This is a genomic window from Rhizobium sp. GN54 (genome assembly GCF_021026345.1).
GTDB lineage: Bacteria > Pseudomonadota > Alphaproteobacteria > Rhizobiales > Rhizobiaceae > Mycoplana.
In genome coordinates, this window is sequence record NZ_JAJNCZ010000005.1 from 250,174 (window position 1) to 266,487 (window position 16,314).

The 16,314-nt window shown below is 65.8% G+C and carries 15 protein-coding genes; 4 read left to right on the forward strand and 11 right to left on the reverse strand.

Going from position 1 to position 16,314, the window contains the following annotated elements:
- Positions 1-61: 61 nt before the first annotated feature.
- Positions 62-454, forward strand: a complete 393-nt coding sequence (gene apaG, locus LQK81_RS16065; RefSeq protein WP_230807370.1) for a Co2+/Mg2+ efflux protein ApaG — start codon at positions 62-64, stop codon at positions 452-454.
- A 58-nt stretch (positions 455-512) separates the two neighbouring features.
- Here the strand turns inward: apaG and LQK81_RS16070 are convergent, their stop codons facing one another.
- From LQK81_RS16070 to LQK81_RS16080, 3 genes are all read right to left on the reverse strand, one after another.
- The gene (locus LQK81_RS16070) at positions 513-1,502 is read right to left on the reverse strand and encodes an Hsp33 family molecular chaperone (RefSeq protein WP_230807371.1); all 990 of its coding nucleotides are present in this window, start codon (positions 1,500-1,502) and stop codon (positions 513-515) included.
- A 246-nt stretch (positions 1,503-1,748) separates the two neighbouring features.
- The gene (gene argF / locus LQK81_RS16075) at positions 1,749-2,666 is read right to left on the reverse strand and encodes an ornithine carbamoyltransferase (RefSeq protein ID WP_230807372.1); all 918 of its coding nucleotides are present in this window, start codon (positions 2,664-2,666) and stop codon (positions 1,749-1,751) included.
- Between the two features lie 63 nt (positions 2,667-2,729).
- Positions 2,730-3,923: an aspartate aminotransferase family protein gene (locus LQK81_RS16080; protein ID WP_230807373.1), complete on the reverse strand. Its 1,194-nt coding sequence runs from the start codon at positions 3,921-3,923 to the stop codon at positions 2,730-2,732.
- Between the two features lie 423 nt (positions 3,924-4,346).
- On the opposite strand from LQK81_RS16080, the gene LQK81_RS16085 reads away from it, so the two are divergent.
- Positions 4,347-4,865, forward strand: coding sequence for a GcrA family cell cycle regulator (locus tag LQK81_RS16085; protein ID WP_230807374.1), 519 nt, complete (start codon positions 4,347-4,349; stop codon positions 4,863-4,865).
- A gap of 100 nt (positions 4,866-4,965) precedes the next feature.
- Here the strand turns inward: LQK81_RS16085 and phoB are convergent, their stop codons facing one another.
- The 7 genes from phoB to phoR form a co-directional block, all read right to left on the reverse strand.
- A complete protein-coding gene (gene phoB / locus LQK81_RS16090; RefSeq protein WP_230807375.1) occupies positions 4,966-5,649 on the reverse strand; it encodes a phosphate regulon transcriptional regulator PhoB in 684 nt (227 codons plus the stop codon).
- A 108-nt stretch (positions 5,650-5,757) separates the two neighbouring features.
- Positions 5,758-6,471, reverse strand: a complete 714-nt coding sequence (gene phoU, locus LQK81_RS16095) for a phosphate signaling complex protein PhoU (protein WP_230807376.1) — start codon at positions 6,469-6,471, stop codon at positions 5,758-5,760.
- Positions 6,472-6,528: 57 nt separating this feature from the next.
- Positions 6,529-7,344 (reverse strand): phosphate ABC transporter ATP-binding protein PstB, encoded by an 816-nt coding sequence (gene pstB / locus LQK81_RS16100; RefSeq protein WP_230807377.1) that lies wholly within the window; start codon positions 7,342-7,344, stop codon positions 6,529-6,531.
- A 13-nt stretch (positions 7,345-7,357) separates the two neighbouring features.
- The gene (gene pstA, locus LQK81_RS16105) at positions 7,358-8,680 is read right to left on the reverse strand and encodes a phosphate ABC transporter permease PstA (RefSeq protein ID WP_230807378.1); all 1,323 of its coding nucleotides are present in this window, start codon (positions 8,678-8,680) and stop codon (positions 7,358-7,360) included.
- Positions 8,677-10,158: a phosphate ABC transporter permease subunit PstC gene (gene pstC / locus LQK81_RS16110; protein WP_230807379.1), complete on the reverse strand. Its 1,482-nt coding sequence runs from the start codon at positions 10,156-10,158 to the stop codon at positions 8,677-8,679. Before pstC ends, pstA begins: the two co-directional genes overlap by 4 nt.
- Positions 10,159-10,240: 82 nt before the next feature.
- Positions 10,241-11,275, reverse strand: a complete 1,035-nt coding sequence (locus LQK81_RS16115; protein WP_230807380.1) for a substrate-binding domain-containing protein — start codon at positions 11,273-11,275, stop codon at positions 10,241-10,243.
- Positions 11,276-11,466: 191 nt separating this feature from the next.
- Entirely contained in the window at positions 11,467-12,753 is a 1,287-nt protein-coding gene (phoR, locus tag LQK81_RS16120; protein ID WP_230807381.1) for a phosphate regulon sensor histidine kinase PhoR, read from the reverse strand.
- A 131-nt stretch (positions 12,754-12,884) separates the two neighbouring features.
- On the opposite strand from phoR, the gene ppk2 reads away from it, so the two are divergent.
- The gene (gene ppk2, locus LQK81_RS16125) at positions 12,885-13,766 is read left to right on the forward strand and encodes a polyphosphate kinase 2 (RefSeq protein WP_230807382.1); all 882 of its coding nucleotides are present in this window, start codon (positions 12,885-12,887) and stop codon (positions 13,764-13,766) included.
- Positions 13,767-13,784: 18 nt separating this feature from the next.
- On the opposite strand, the gene LQK81_RS16130 is transcribed toward ppk2, so the two are convergent.
- Positions 13,785-14,951, reverse strand: coding sequence for a biotin transporter BioY (locus tag LQK81_RS16130; RefSeq protein WP_230807383.1), 1,167 nt, complete (start codon positions 14,949-14,951; stop codon positions 13,785-13,787).
- A gap of 286 nt (positions 14,952-15,237) precedes the next feature.
- Here LQK81_RS16130 and LQK81_RS16135 point away from each other — a divergent pair, with 286 nt between their 5' ends.
- The gene (locus LQK81_RS16135; protein WP_230807384.1) at positions 15,238-16,200 is read left to right on the forward strand and encodes an NAD(P)H-dependent flavin oxidoreductase; all 963 of its coding nucleotides are present in this window, start codon (positions 15,238-15,240) and stop codon (positions 16,198-16,200) included.
- Positions 16,201-16,314 lie beyond the last annotated feature (114 nt).

Below are 16,314 nucleotides of genomic sequence, written 5' to 3' on the forward strand. Positions count from 1 at the left end.
CCTGCCTGCCCGGCATCCTGCGGGGGCAACGGCAGCAACAGGTTCGAGCCAAGGCATCAGAATGTACAGAGCGCTGACCCGCGATATCGAGGTGACGGTCGAGCCCTACTACCTGGAGGAGCAATCCGACCCGGACGACAGCCGCTATGTCTGGGGCTACCGGATCGTCATCTCCAACCATTCCGAGATCACCGTCACGCTGATGGCCCGCTACTGGCACATCACCGATCAGAACGGCCTGGTCGACGAGGTAAGCGGGCCCGGCGTCGTCGGCGAGCAGCCGACCCTGGAGCCGGGCGACACCTACGAATACTCCTCCGGCTGCCCGCTCGACACGCCGTCCGGCATGATGTTCGGTCACTACCAGATGCAGACACCGTCCGGCGAAGCGTTCGACGTCGCCATTCCCGCCTTCTCGCTCGACACGCCCGGGCAATCCCGCACCTTGAACTGAGGCCGCCGCGGCCCTGTGGTGCGGGAGTGCTGCGGCCGGCCTCTTGCGGGAAACGCGCTCAGGCGGGCGCGACCTCGGAAACCTCGAAACGATAGGTCGTCGAGCAGAACTCGCACGTCGCCTCGATATGGCCGTCGGTCGCCGTGTGCTCGACCTCTTCCGCCGACAGGCCGGAAAGCACCGTCTTCAGCTTGTCGCGCGAGCAGGAGCACTGGTCGAGCACCCGCTGCGAGGGATAGACCCTGACACCGCTTTCGTGGAACAGCCTGTACAGCAGCCGCTCCGTGCCGACGTTCGGATCGGTGAGTTCGTCGGTATCGATGGTCTCGACGAGCGTGCGGGCTTCGGCCCACTTGTCGTCTTCCTCCACCATGTGGCCGGCCTCCTCGCCATCGCCGCCCGGAAGGTCGGCCTGGCGCATGCGATCGGGCGCCTCGGGCAGGAACTGCGCGACCATGCCGCCGGCCCGCCAGCGGTGGCGTGTCTTGCCGTCATCCCCGCGGACGTAGAGTTCGGCCACGCCGAGGCGGACGCGCGTCGGGATCTGTTCCGACTGACGGAAATAGACGCCGGCGACCTCTTCCAGCGTATGGCCGTCGAGGGCGACGATCCCCTGGTAGCGCTGCGTATGGGCGCCCTGGTCGATCGTGAAGGCGAGGATGCCCTTGCCGAGCAGTTCGTGCGGCGCGGTGCGGCCCTCGGCGATGGCGACCTGCAGCGCATCGGCGTCGTAGCGGGCATAGGCACGCACATTCTCCGGGCTGGAGAAATCGGCGACCAGCAGGTCGACTGGACCGTCGCTCTTGGTCTGCAGGATCAGCTTGCCTTCGAACTTCAGCGAGGTGCCGAGCAGGACGGTCAGGACGATCGCCTCGGCCAGCAGGCGTGCGACCGGCTGCGGATAGTCGTGCCGCTCGAGGATCGCGTCGAGCATCGGGCCGAGCTGGACCGCGCGGCCGCGGACATCGAGGCCTTCGACCTGAAAGGGCACGACGTGGTCGTCACCGGCAAAATCGAGTTCGCCGAGCTTCGGGGTTGGCTGAGCCATCATTCGCTCCTTCGACGCAACAGGTCGACGCGGCCGGACGTTGGTCACATCCGCCTGCGACGGGCTGCGTTCTTCAGTGATTCTGCCTCGTGACCGCCGGAATGATTCCATATCCGGCGGTGCGATGCCAGCAAAGGCACCGCGACGACAGCGGGTTGGGCCTTAGATCGTGGCCGATCCCGGCAATTTCAATAGGCGCTGCGGACGTCAGCAGGGTCCCGCGGGCACCGCTGCCGGGTGGGTCGTTCAGATGGCGTTCAGGCACCAGGCCAGGATCGACTTCTGCGCGTGCAGGCGGTTCTCGGCTTCGTCGAAGACGACGGACTGCGGTCCGTCGATGACCTCGTCGGTGACCTCCTCGCCGCGATGGGCGGGCAGGCAGTGCATGAAGAGGGCTTCCTTGCCGGCCTTCTGCATCAGCGCCTCGTTGACCTGGAACGGCTGGAAGATGTTGTGGCCGCGGGCCCGGTGCTCCTGGTTCATCGACACCCAGCAGTCGGTGACGACGACGTCGGCGCAGGCGACGGCCCGGTCGGCGTCATGGCAGAGCATGATATCGCCGCCGTTGTTGCGCGCCCAGTTGAGAACCTTGTCCTCCGGCTCTGAGCCGAGCGGAACGGCCATGTTCATCCGGTAACCGAAGCGGGCGGATCCCTCGACGAAGGAATGCAGCACGTTGTTGCCGTCGCCGGTCCAGGCGATGGTGCGCCCCTTCACCGGGCCGCGATGTTCCTCGAAGGTCATGATGTCGGCCATGATCTGGCAGGGATGCGTCAGGTCCGTCAGCGCGTTGATCACCGGCACCGTCGCGTGTTCGGCCATCTCCAGCAGACGGGCATGGTCGGTGGTGCGGATCATGATCGCATCGACATAGCGCGACAGCACCTTTGCGGTGTCGCCGATCGTCTCGGCGCGGCCGAGCTGCATTTCGGTACCCGACAGGAACAGCGTCTCGCCGCCGAGCTGGCGCATGCCGACGTCGAAGGAGACGCGGGTGCGCGTCGACGGCTTCTCGAAGATCATCGCCAGCATCTTGCCGGCGAGCGGCTTGTCGGCCGTTCCCGCCTTGGTGGCGGCCTTGCGCGCCAGCGCGTCGTCCATGATCGTGCGGAGGTCTCCGGCCGTCATGGCGGAGAGGTCGAGGAAATGTCTGGTGCCTGCCATGCTCTTTCAATCCTGCTCAATCGCCCGGCTCGCGCCCTAGGCCGCCTTCACTCGGCTCGCGCCTCAGGCCGTCTTCTTCTCTGCACTCAGCTTCTCCGCGGCGCGCTCGATCCGCGCCAGGCCCTCGCGGGCCTCCTCCGCGGTGGTGACCAGCGGCGGCAGCAGCCGCAGCACGTTCTCGCCCGCCGGGACCAGCAACAGATGCTCGGCGCGAACGGCCTTCAGCAGATCCGCCGACGGCCCCTTCGCCTTGATGCCGAGCATGAGGCCCTCGCCGCGGACGTCCTCGATGATATCGGGGAAACGGTCCTTCAGCGAGGCCAGGCCCTGGCGCAGCACGAGGGCGACGTCGCGCACGTGCTCCAGGAAGCCTTCCTGCAGGACGACGTCGAGCACGGCGTTGCCGACGGCCATGGCGAGCGGGTTGCCGCCATAGGTGGAGCCGTGCGTGCCCGGGACCATGCCGGAGGCCGCCTCCTCGGTCGCAAGGCAGGCGCCCAGCGGAAAGCCGCCGCCGATGCCCTTGGCGACCGCCATGATATCCGGGGCGACGCCGGACCATTCGTAGGCAAAGAGCTTACCCGTCCGGCCGACGCCGGTCTGGACTTCATCGAAGATGAGCAGGAGGCCGTATTCGTCACAGAGCGAACGCAGTTCGCGCAGGAACTCGTTAGAGACGACGCGGATGCCGCCCTCGCCCTGCACGGGTTCGATCAGGATCGCTGCCGTCTCCTCGGTGATCGCCTCCTTGACGGCGGCGATGTCGCCGAAGGGAACCTGGTAGAAGCCCGGCGCCTTCGGACCGAAGCCCTCCAGGTACTTCTCCTGGCCGCCGGCCGCGATCGTGGCCAGCGTGCGGCCGTGGAAGGCGCCCTCGAAGGTGATGACGTGGAACTTGCCGGGATAGCCCTTGGCATACTGGTAGCGCCGCGCCGTCTTGATCGCGCATTCCAGCGCCTCGGCGCCGGAATTGGTGAAGAACACCTTGTCGGCGAAGGTGGCCGCAGTCAGGCGCTTGCCGAGCGTCTCCTGCCCGGGGACCTCGTAGAGATTGGACAGGTGCCAGACCTTGTCGGCCTGCGCCTTGAGGCTCTCGACCAGGTGCGGATGGGCATGGCCGAGCGAATTGACCGCGACGCCGGCTGCGAAATCGAGATAGCGCGAGCCGTCTTCCGCGATCAGCCAGACGCCCTCGCCGCGCTCGAAGCGCAGCGGCGCACGCAGATAGGTCTCGTAGAGCGGCGTGGCATCAGCCATGGCGCGTATCTCCCTCGCAGCGGATGCGGAAACGGATCCCGGATCTTTCCAGTGCGGAAAAATCGAAAATGCCGCCTCACGGCGGCGGGCGCACTATCAGCATTTCAGGGCTTATTGTCAACAAACGGCGAGGCGACGAAATCCGCCTCGATATGCCCTTGCGTGAGGTTTCGGATCGCGCGGAGAAGTGTCGCAAGTGAGTCACACCCGGCGAGCAAGTTGGGGAAAACCGGAAAATCGATTCGGGCGGATTCCGGCGACTCTTGTCACAGAGTCCCCCTGTCGGTAGGTTAAAACTCAATTGCTAGACTGCATGCGGCGGAACTAGTCACCAACAGTATCAGAGCATTTCGTGCTGCGGAGAAATCCGGGCAGCGCCGAGGGATTCTCGGCAACGAACGCTGAAACGAGGAGATGACGGAGATGAACTGGACGGACGAGAGGGTCGAGAAGCTGAAGAAGCTCTGGTCCGAAGGACTGAGCGCCAGCCAGATCGCGGCACAGCTCGGCGGCGTCAGCCGCAATGCGGTCATCGGCAAGGTCCACCGTCTCGCCCTGCCCGGCCGGGCCAAGTCCGGCGGCGCGCCGACGGCGGCCCGCGCCAAGCGCCCGGCTTCGGCGCCGCGTCCTGCGAACTTCGCTCCGCGCGTCGCCACCCGCACGATCGCCCGTCCGACGGGTGCCGTCGTCACCAAGGAAGAGGTCGCCTTCGAGTATGACGAAGAGCCGGTCACCCGGGTCGTCGCCAACGTCGTCGTGCCGATGTCGCGCCGCCTCGAACTGACGCAACTGACCGAGCGCACCTGCAAGTGGCCGAACGGCGACCCGCTGAAGGACGACTTCCATTTCTGCGGCAACGAGTCCCCGGACAATTCCCCCTACTGCACCTACCACCAGCGGCTCGCCTACCAGCCCTCGGCAGAGCGCCGGCGGGCACGCTGAGCGGGGGCTTCGGCCCTTGTCTGCCCCATGATACGGAACAACGAAAAACGGGCCTTCGACGGGCCCGTTTTTCGTTGTCGCAATGACCGTCCGCCCGATTTCAGGCTTCCAGCGAATAGCCTGCGCCACGCACCGTGCGGATGACGTCGTTCATGTTGGAGAAGTTCAGCGCCTTGCGCAGGCGGCCGACATGGACGTCGACGGTTCGTTCGTCGACATAGATGTCGTGACCCCAGACACCGTCCAGAAGCTGCGAGCGGGAGAAGACGCGGGCGGGGGAAGACATCAGGAACTCCAGCAGGCGGAACTCCGTCGGCCCCAGCCGCACCTCGCGCGAGCGGCGGTGGACGCGATGGGTCTCGCGGTCGAGCTCGATATCGCCGCACTTGAGGAGCGTCGAGACGACCTCCGGCCGGGCGCGCCGCAGCATCGCCTTGACCCGCGCCATCAGTTCGGGCGTCGAGAAGGGCTTGACCACATAGTCGTCCGCGCCGGTGGCGAGCCCGCGGACGCGCTCGCTCTCCTCGCCGCGCGCCGTCAGCATGATGATCGGCAGCCGCTCGGTCTCCGAGCGCTGGCGCAGACGCCGGCAGAGTTCGATGCCGGAGACGCCGGGCAGCATCCAGTCGAGGATCAGAAGATCGGGCTGGCGCTCCTGCAGGCGGATCTCCGCCTCGTCGCCGCGCAGGATCGTATCGACCTCGAAGCCTTCGGCCTCGAGGTTGTAGCGCAGGAGGACGCTCAGCGCCTCCTCGTCTTCGACCACGGTAATCTTTGGAACCATGCCTTGCTCACTCCTGGGCCTTGCTCATTCCTGGTCCGAGGGGCCCACCTGCGACCACCCCGGACCGCCATGCGCCCGCCGCGCCGATCGGCGGGCATTCGACGACCGTCATTCCTCGATGGCACCCACAGACGTGGTGTGGTCGTCCTTGGGACGCTCGCCTTCCGGCTGCGAGCCGGTCGCCATGTAGAAGATCGTCTCGGCGATGTTGGTCGCATGGTCGCCGATGCGCTCGATGTTCTTGGCGCAGAAGAGCAGATGCGTGCAGGGCGTGATGTTGCGCGGATCTTCCATCATGTAGGTCAAAAGTTCGCGGAACAGCGAGGTGTAGATCGCATCGATCTCGTCGTCGCGCTCGCGGATCTCCTTGGCCTTCTCGATGTTGCGCGAGGCATAGACGTCGAGGACTTCCTTGAGCTGCATCAGCGCCAGCTCGGCCAGGTGCTCGAGGCCGCGGGCGAGGTTGCGCGGAATGCCGGAACCCTGCACCGAGACGACGCGCTTGGCCGTGTTCTTGCCGAGATCGCCGACGCGCTCGAGTTCGGCGGCGATGCGGATCGCCCCCATGATCTCGCGCAGATCGGCCGCCATCGGCTGGCGCTTGGCGATCGTGACGATCGCCTTCTCGTTGATCTGCCGCTCGGCGGTGTCGAGGATGACGTCCTCTGAAATCACCTTCTGCGCCAGCGCCACGTTGGTGTTGACCAGCGCGCGTACGCTGTCGCCCACCATCTGCTCGGCCGTGCCCCCCATCTCGGAGATGCGGCGGGTGAGATATTTCAGCTCTTCATCGTAGATCGAAACGATATGGGTCGGTGTCATGTCTCTTGTTCCTCAACTGGCGCAGGCGCCATGGTCTTTTGCCGGCGACGTCAGGCGTCAGCCGAAGCGACCCATGATGTAGTCCTGCGTACGCTGGTCGTCCGGATTGGTGAACATCTTGTCGGTGTCGTTCTCCTCGACGAGGTTGCCGAGGTGGAACATGGCGGTGCGCTGCGAGACGCGCGCGGCCTGCTGCATCGAGTGGGTGACGATGACGATCGTGAAGTTCGTCCGCAGTTCGTGGATCAGTTCCTCCACTTTGGCGGTGGCGATCGGGTCGAGCGCCGAGCAGGGCTCGTCCATCAGGATCACTTCCGGGCTGACGGCGACGGCGCGGGCGATGCACAGACGCTGCTGCTGGCCGCCGGACAGGCCCGTGCCGCCCTCCTGCAGGCGATCCTTGACCTCGTTCCAGAGGCCCGCCTTCTGCAGGCTCTGCTCGACCACCTGGTCGAGTTCGGCCTTGGACTTCGCCAGTCCGTGGATCCGCGGGCCATAGGCCACGTTCTCGTAGATCGACTTCGGGAACGGGTTCGGCTTCTGGAACACCATGCCGACGCGAGCGCGCAGTTCGACCACGTCGATCGACGGATCGTAGACGTCTTCGCCGTCCAGCGTGATCATGCCGGTGACGCGGCAGCCGTCGATCGTGTCGTTCATGCGGTTCAGCGTGCGCAGGAACGTCGACTTGCCGCAACCCGAGGGGCCGATCAGCGCAGTCACCGTGTTCTCGCGGACATTGAGGTTCACGTCGTACAGGGCGCGCTTGTCGCCGTAAAAGACGGAGACGTCTTTGCCGACCATCTTCAGGGGAACAGCGTTCATCTTCTTTTCCAAAAGTTCTTCGGTCGCAGCTTCGGTCATGATGTTCATCTTCTCTACCTCACTACCAGCGGCGTTCGAAACGACGCCTTAACAGGATGGCGCCCAGGTTCATGATGATCAGGAAAACGAGCAGCACGATGATCGCGCCGGAGGTGCGCTCCACGAAGGCGCGCTCGGCCTCGTTCGCCCACATGTAGATCTGCACCGGCAGCGCCGTCGACGGATCGAGCGGCGTGGCGGGGATGTTGGCGACGAAGGCGACCATGCCGATCAGAAGCAGCGGCGCGGTCTCGCCGAGCGCGTGCGCCAGGCCGATGATCGTGCCGGTCAGGATGCCGGGCATGGCGAGCGGCAGGACATGGTGGAACGTCGTCTGCATCTTCGAGGCGCCGAGCCCGAGGGCGGCGGCGCGGATCGAGGGCGGCACGGCGCGAAGGGCCGCGCGGGTGGCGATGATGATCGTCGGCAGCGTCATCAGCGTCAGCACCAGGCCGCCGACGAGCGGCGCGGAACGCGGCAGGCCGGCAAAGTTGATGAAGACGGCGAGACCGAGCAGACCGTAGACGATCGAGGGGACGGCCGCGAGATTGTTGATGTTCACCTCGATCAGGTCGGTCAACCGGTTCTTCGGCGCAAATTCCTCCAGATAGATGGAGGCTGCGACGCCGATCGGCAGCGACAGGACCAGCACGATGCCCATCAGGTAGAGCGAGCCGACCAGCGCCACGCCGAGGCCGGCGGCTTCCGGGCGGCTCGAATTGCCGTTGACGAACAGGCCCGTATTGAAGCCCGAGGCGAGCACGCCTTCCTCGACGAGCTGGTCCATCCAGGCGACCTGCCGGTCGGAGACGCGGCGGCTGCTCTCATCGACGGTCATGTCGAACTGGCCCTTGAAGGCGCTGTCGATATTGGCGCTGGCGAGTATCGTCACCGGCAGGGTCTTGCCGATGATCGACGGGTCGGACATCACCATGTCGCGCAGTTTCACGCGCGCGCTGTCGGAGAACAGGCCAGATACCTGGCGCAGCGCCGTCCGGTCGTTCGCGGCGACGCCGAGTTTTTCGGCGAGAGCGTTGCGGACCAGAACCGGATAGTTGGCGGCCTGCAGCACCTTGGGGTCGGTTTCGCGCTTGTTGTCGGGATCGATGACCTCCTGCGAGAAGGTGATCGGCAGGGTGAGCTCGGTCTGCCAGAAGGCGGTATAGCCCTTGCCGACGACCGACCACAGAAGCAGGAACAGGAAGACCAGGCCGAAGGCGATCGCTGCCAGTCCGTAGAAGCGGAAGCGGCGTTCGGCGGCGTAGCGGCGGCGGATGCCGATGTCGCGGCGCACGGGCGCCGTGGAGATGATCTGGCCGGAAGCCTGTGAGACGATCTCGGTCATTCGTACTGCTCCCGATACTTGCGGACGATGTAGAGCGCGTAGATGTTGAGCGCCAGCGTGATGCAGAACAGCGTGATGCCGAGCGCAAAGGCCACGAGCGTCTGCGGGGAGGTGAATTCGAGGTCGCCGGTGAGCTGGTTGACGATCTTCACCGTCACGGTCGTCATCGGCTCAAACGGGTTGATCTGCATGCGGGCGGCGACGCCGGCGGCGAGCACGACGATCATCGTCTCGCCGATCGCGCGCGAGGCCGTCATCAGCAGCGCGCCGACGATGCCCGGCAGGGCTGCCGGCAGGATGACGCGCTTGATCGTTTCCGACCGGGTGGCGCCGAGACCGAGCGAGCCGTCACGCAGCGCGCGCGGCACCGCCGTGATGATGTCGTCGGACAGGGACGAGACGTAGGGGATCAGCATGATGCCCATGACGATACCGGCGGTGATCACGCTCTGGGCCTGGATGAAGCTCGCATAGTTTCCGGTGACGAGACCGCTCAACTGGGCGGAGATGTCCCGCAGGAACGGGCCGACGGTGACGAGCGCGAAGAAACCGTAGACGATCGTCGGGATGCCGGCCAGCACCTCCAGCAGCGGCTTTGCCAGGGAACGCATGCGCGGGCTGGCATACTCCGCCATGTAGATCGCCGCGAACAGGCCGACCGGAACCGCCACGAGCATGGCGACGAAGCCGATGTAGAGGGTGCCTGCGAGCAGCGGGATGAGGCCGAACTGGCCGTTGGAGCTTGCGCCGGCGCCGGCGAAGCGCGGATCCCAGACGGTGCCGAAGAAGAACTCGTGCGCCGGCACCGCATTGAAGAAGCGCAGAGCCTCGGTCAGCATGGAGGCGACGATGCCGACGGTCGTCAGGATGGCGATGGAGGAGGCGAGCAGAAGCGCCCACAGCATGACGCGCTCGACCTGGTTGCGGGCGCGGAACCGGGGCGCGACCACGCGCAGGGCGAAGAACGCGCCGACGACCGACAGCGCAATCGCCAGCGCCGACAGCAGCGTGCGGCTCGTCTGCGCCATCGCATTCAGCGTGGCGGCGGAATCCAGCATGTAGGGCTGCGCTTCGGCGGCGACCGCGACACCCTTGCCCGCAAAGACCGATTGCAGGCTCGAGGGGTCCTGCTTGACGGCGCGCACCTCGTCTTCCGACAGCCATGGAAGGCCGCGCGCGATGGTCGAGACCATGCCGAAGGCGAGGCTCTGCTGGGCCTGGGACTGTCCCTTCACTTCTTGAGGAAAGGTGTCGCGGACGGCCGAATTGATGACGAAGGGGCTGACCGCCAGCCAGATGGCGACGAGGATCAGCGGCGGCAGGAAAGCCACCAGCGCCGCGAAGGCGCCGTAGTAGTTCGGTCGCGAGTGAAGCGCCGAGGACCGCCCTTGCGAAAGGGCCCCCGCCCGCATGCGTCCCAGAATAAAGGCCACCACGGCGATGACCAGAAGGATGGCAAATAGAAGCGTCGTGCTCATGCGGATGTCCCAGCCGCCTCATGCGGTATCAGTGCGGAAAGGCGGAACCGGCGCAGGATTGTCTGCGCCGGTTCCGTTTTCATTACATGGTCTTGCCACCTTCGACAGCCGAGCGGATCTCTTCGCGCTCTGCGTCGGGAGCCGAGACGAGGCCGTATTCAGCCAGCGGGCTGTCGGGGCCGATCATCTGGTCGGATACGAAGAACTCGACATATTCCTTCAGGCCCGGAACGACGCCGATGTGTGCCTTCTTGACGTAGAAGAACAGCGGGCGCGAGACCGGGTATTCGCCGGACGAGATCGTCTCGACCGAAGGCGTGACGCCGCTGACGGTGGCGACCTTCAGCTTGTCGGCGTTATTTTCGTAGAAGGACAGGCCGAACACGCCGACGCCGGTCTTGTTGGCGGCGATGCGGGCGAGCGTCTCGGAGTAGTCGCCGTCGATATCGACCGCAACGCCGTCCTTGCGGACTGCGACGCACTTGGCGTGCTGTTCGTCCTTGTCGGAGACGGCAGCCTTGATCACTTCGGTGGCGCCGGAAGCTTCGCAGCCTTCAGCGAGGACTTTCTCTTCGAAGACTTCGCGGGTGCCGTGCTTCTCGCCCGGGATGTAGGCAGCGATATCGACGTCCGGAAGCGCCGAATTGACTTCCGACCACTTCTTGTAGGGGTTGGCGACGAGCTTGCCGTCGACGACGACTTCGGCGGCGAGCGCCTTGTAGATGTCGGCCGGGACGAAGGCGATGTCCGGCAGGCCGGCGTCGGTCGCGAACACGATGCCGTCATAGCCGATCTTGACTTCCTGGACGTCCGTCACGCCGGCGGCCTTGCAGGCCTCCAGTTCGGATTCCTTGATGGCGCGCGAGGCGTTGGCGATGTCGATCGTGTCCTCGCCGACGCCCTTGCAGAATTCCTTCAGGCCGGCGCCCGAGCCGCCGGATTCGACGACCGGCGTCTTGAAGTCGCCGAAGGTCTCGCCGAAGGTCTCGGCAACGATCTTGGCATAGGGCAGAACCGTGGAGGAGCCGGCGATCTGGACCTGGTCGCGCGCAGCGGCAACACCAGCAAATGCAACCGAGGCAGCCAGCGCGGCTACGGTGAGGCTAACAGATTTCATATGAATTCTCCCGTTATGGGCTTGTGTGGGTAGGCCGGCGGTCGGCTCATGCCTGCCGTCGATCAGCGGCCTCTGTCTAGCGCCCGATCGCCATTGCTTTTATGTCAGTTTCGCGAAACATTTATGACATGCCAAGCCGCTGGAAACGCTTACTTATTTCCCAGAATGACTGTGGAAGGCCGTCCTTTGTGTCAGAACTTGACGACAAAGACCGTGCCCTTGCCGATCTCGGACCTCACCACGAGGCGCGCGCGGTGGCGGGTGAGGATATGCTTGGCGATGGCAAGGCCGAGACCGGTGCCCTTTTTCGAACGGCTGGCCTCGACATTGACGCGATAGAAACGCTCGGTGATGCGCGGTACGTGCTCCGGTGCGATGCCCGGGCCGAAATCGGTGACGGACACCTCGGTGTTGCCGCCCTCGGACGAGGACAGGCGGACCTCGACCCGCTTGCCTTCCTGCCCGTATTTGCAGGCATTCTCGACGAGGTTCTCGAAGACCTCGATCAGTTCGTCGCGGTCGCCTGTGACCTGTACCGGGTGGGGCGGAAGATCCAGGGAAATCTCGACCCCGAGGTCGGCGGCGAACGGCTGCAGGCTGTCGCGCACGTGCCCGAGCAGGGCGCCGAGTTCGACGATCTGATCCGGCGCGATGTTGGCCTTGAGCTCCAGCCGCGAAAGCGACAGGAGATCGTCGACCAGCCGGCTCATCCGCGTCGTCTGGTCGTGCATGATGCCGAGAAAGCGCTCGTGCGCCTTGCGGTCGTCCCTGGCCGGCCCCTGCAGGGTTTCGATGAAGCCCCGGAGCGAGGCCAGCGGCGTGCGCAGTTCATGGCTGGCATTGGCGACGAAGTCCGACCGCATCCGGTCGATCCGGCGCGCCTGCGAGACGTCGCGGAAGGTGATCAGGATATAGCGCCCGGCGCCGAGACGATGATCGAGCGCCGGCATCGGCGCCGCGCGGACGATGTAGACCGTCTCTGAGGGCAGCCGTTCGGAGTGTTCGATCTCCTTCGCCTGGCCCGTGGCGATCACGTCGCGCGCCATGTCGAGAATTCCCGGCGCGCGGATGCGCCCGGCGAGGTCGGCATTGCGCGGGATGGGCCCGAACAGCGCTGTGGCGGCGCGGTTCTGCAGCCGGACCGTCTCGTCGGCGGTGACGATCAGAACGGGCATGTCGAGGGCGTCGATCAGGGCCGCGATCGCATCGAGCCCGTCGCTCGTCGCCGTCTCCGTGCGCAGGGCCGGAGCGGTCGCCGGCGGCGACAGCCGCTCCAGGCGTTCGCCGCGTGCAAAGCCCGCGAGCGCCAGCAGCGTGACGACGAAGGCGATCCAGCCGGCCGGGATACCGCCCATCCACATCAGAAAACCCGTGAAGACGACGGCAGCCAGGAGAACGCGCTCGTCCCAGAGCTGGGCCAAGAGCCACCGGACTGTCGACCCGCGCTCTTCCACCAGAATTCCCTTCCTCACCCGCATCGGCCTGCTCCGTGATTCTTCGTCAACAGGCAGCCCTACCCTGATTTCATGACATGTTTTTCACGGTGCGCTTGAAATCGCAATCCGGATGTGGCCTCCTCGCCGCACCGTTGCGCGAAGGAGCCCGGAGTATGGCCATTTTTCCCGACATCAAGCCGGTGGAACTCGAGATCGGCGGCAAGAAGCGCAGCTTCGACATCGACGACCCGAAACTTCCGGCCTGGGTCGACGACAAGGCATTCTCCTCCGGCGGCTATCCCTATGAGAAGAAACTCGACAAGGACGAGTACGCGGAAACGCTGGAGCGGCTGCAGATCGAGCTCGTCAAGGCGCAGTACTGGCTGCAGGCGACCGGCAAACGGGTGATCGCAGTCTACGAGGGGCGAGACGCCGCCGGAAAGGGCGGACTGATCTTCGTCACCCGCGCCTTTCTCAACCCGCGCTCGGCACGGGTGGTGGCGCTCGCCAAGCCCACCGAGACCGAGCAGGGCCAATGGTACTACCAGCGCTATGTCTCCCAGTTTCCGACCGCCGGCGAATTCGTGCTGTTCGACCGCTCCTGGTACAACCGGGCGGGCGTCGAGCCCGTCATGGCCTTCTGCACGCCGGAGCAATACGAGAAATTCCTAGTCGAGACGCCGGATTTCGAACGGATGGTGATCACCGACCGGATCGTGTTCTTCAAGTTCTGGCTCAACATCGGCCGCGAGATGCAGATCAAGCGTTTCCACGACCGCCGCCACGACCCGCTGAAGACCTGGAAGCTGTCGCCGATGGACATCGCGGCGCTGGCCAAGTGGGACGACTACACCGAGAAGCGCGACCGCATGCTCGAGGAGACCCACAAGCCCTGGGCGCCGTGGACGGTCGTGCGCGCCAACGACAAGCGCCGCGCCCGGATCAACGCCATCCGCTGCATCCTCGACCGCCTCGACTACGACGGCAAGGACAAGAAGGCGATCGGCGAGATCGACGACAAGATCATCGGCTCGGGACCGAAATTCCTGAAATAGGGAACCGCCCTCGCCCGGTCACTCGCCCGGCAGGATGCGGACGGCGAAGAGGTTGACGCCCGCTCCGGCGCCGGTGACGTCGCTGTTGATCAGGAGGCGGCCCGCCGCACTCGGCGAAAGCGACCCCTCGAAGGTGACCTGGAACAAGAGATCGGTGCGGTCGGCCACGGCGAACCGATGGCGGCCGCAATTGCCGAGCGTGCCGAAATCGCATTCGACGGAGACCTGAACCGGCTTGCCGCTGTCCGGCTCCACGGTGAGTGCGATCGTCGAGGTCTTTCCGGCCATGGCCTGCAGCACCTCGGGCGCGACGGCGACGGCAACGGCGCCCTCGCGGTCGGCCGATGTCGAGACGAGCCGGACCGCGGGTCCCTCGTCCGTGCTGACCTGCTCGAACCGGCCACCGGCCGCCGCCGACAGGGCGCCGGTGTCGGCGGGATCGAAGACCTCGCGCCAGTCGGCAGAGAAGCTGTTGTGCGTATCGAGCGCCTCGCCGCCCGTCGGGCCTGCCGGGAAATCCTCCCCGCTCACGCTCTGCGGCGGATTGGCGACGCTTCCGTCGCGCGCGGACGGCGGCAGAAGCAGGCCGCTGCTCCGCACCCACCAGACGGCCGTCCCCAGCACGGCGACAAGGGTCGCAACGACGAGCAGGAAGGAGAAGAGCCGCCCCCGGCGCCGTGGCGCCTTGGCGACGCGCGGCGAGGCGGCGACGATGGATTCGGCTTCGGGCGCCGGTTGCCGTGTGGCCGGTCTGGGGCCTGCCGCAGCCGGCCCGAAGCCATCTCCGCGCTCCGGCCGGATTTCGTCGAGCGTGGGCTCGCGGTCTGCCGCCGGGCCAGCCGGCGCCTCGTTCGCCTTGCGGGGGATTTCCGGAGCGGGGGAACCCACGCCGCCTGTCGGCTGCGGACGCGGGGCGGATTCCGGGCTGCCGGCGACCGATCCACCGGGGACCGGCTCCTGGCGCGCGGCCTTCAGCGCTGCGCGCTGTTCGGCCTCGATCTGGCGGATCGTCATCTCCAGGCGATGGCGCTGGGCGGCGATCGCTTCGGGATCGTTGATCTCCTGCTTGCGCAGGCCCGCCTCAAGCGCATTGCGGGCCGACTGATAGATCCGCGCGCGGGTTTCGGGATTGCCGCTTTCGGCACGCGCCAAAGCGCTTCTGATGGCCTGTTCCAGTCCGCTCACATTGCCTCCCTGGGGGCCCGCGCACGGCCCGTGCCGCGTAGGCAAACGAGCCCAAGGCGTCTTCGTTGTCGTCTGTTAAGAATTCGGTAAACGTTGAAGCCACTTTCCGCAAGTCTCGGATGATGCAGGGCAAGTCGCCGCCGGGGATAACGGAAAGGCTGCGGTCTCCCGTCTCCCGGACCCCAAGGCGGGATCGCGTGGCAGCCTGCGCCACCTTTGCAACGACGGTGAACACTGCTAGGGTCGTTGACGTTTTCGTAAACGTAATTATAGCCCGGACCGCGACATGACCCTGCCTGCCATCCTCCGCGACAAACTCCGTTTGCCCGTCATCGCCTCTCCCCTCTTCATCATATCGCATCCCGAACTGACGCTGGCGCAGTGCAAGGCGGGCGTCGTCGGCGCCTTTCCGGCGCTGAACGCCCGGCCGGAGGCGCAGCTCGACGAATGGCTGGCGGAGATCACCGAGGCGCTGCGCGACCACGACGCGCGGCATCCGGATCGCCCGGCCGCACCCTTCGCCGTCAACCAGATCGTCCACAAGTCGAACCGGCGGCTCGAGCACGACCTCATGCTGTGCGTCAAATACAAGGTGCCGATCGTCATCTCGTCCCTCGGCGCCGTTCCCGAAGTCAACGACGCCATCCATTCCTATGGCGGCATCGTCCTGCATGACGTCATCAACAACCGCCACGCCAATTCGGCGATCCGAAAGGGCGCCGACGGGCTGATCGCGGTGGCGGCCGGGGCCGGCGGACATGCCGGCACGCTCTCTCCCTTCGCTCTCGTCCAGGAGATCCGGGCCTGGTTCGAGGGGCCGCTCATCCTCTCCGGCGCGATCGCCACCGGCGGCGCCATCCTCGCCGCCCAGGCGATGGGCGCGGACATGGCCTATATCGGCTCCCCCTTCATCGCCACGACCGAGGCGCGCGCCAGCGATGCCTACAAGGCGGCCATCGTCGAGGCGAAGGCGGCCGACATCGTCTACTCCAACGCCTTCACCGGCATCCACGGCAACTACCTGCGCTCGTCGATCCGCGCTGCGGGCCTCGACCCCGACAACCTGCCGGAAGCCGATCCGACCAAGATGGATTTCGAGAAGGCCGAGACCGGCGCCAAGGCCTGGAAGGACATCTGGGGCTGCGGCCAGGGTATCGGCGCCATCAAGGACATCACGAGCACAGAGACCTTCGTGGCGCGACTGGAGGCGGAATACCTGACCGCCCGCCAGCGCCTCGCCACCCTCTGAAGCCCTTCTCTCCGGATGCCAAGGAGAAAATTGCCGGTGCGGAAACAGATGACTTGAAATCTTGCCGCAATGCGGCTATCAGCCCCACACATTCCGGCCCACGATGCTTCGAGG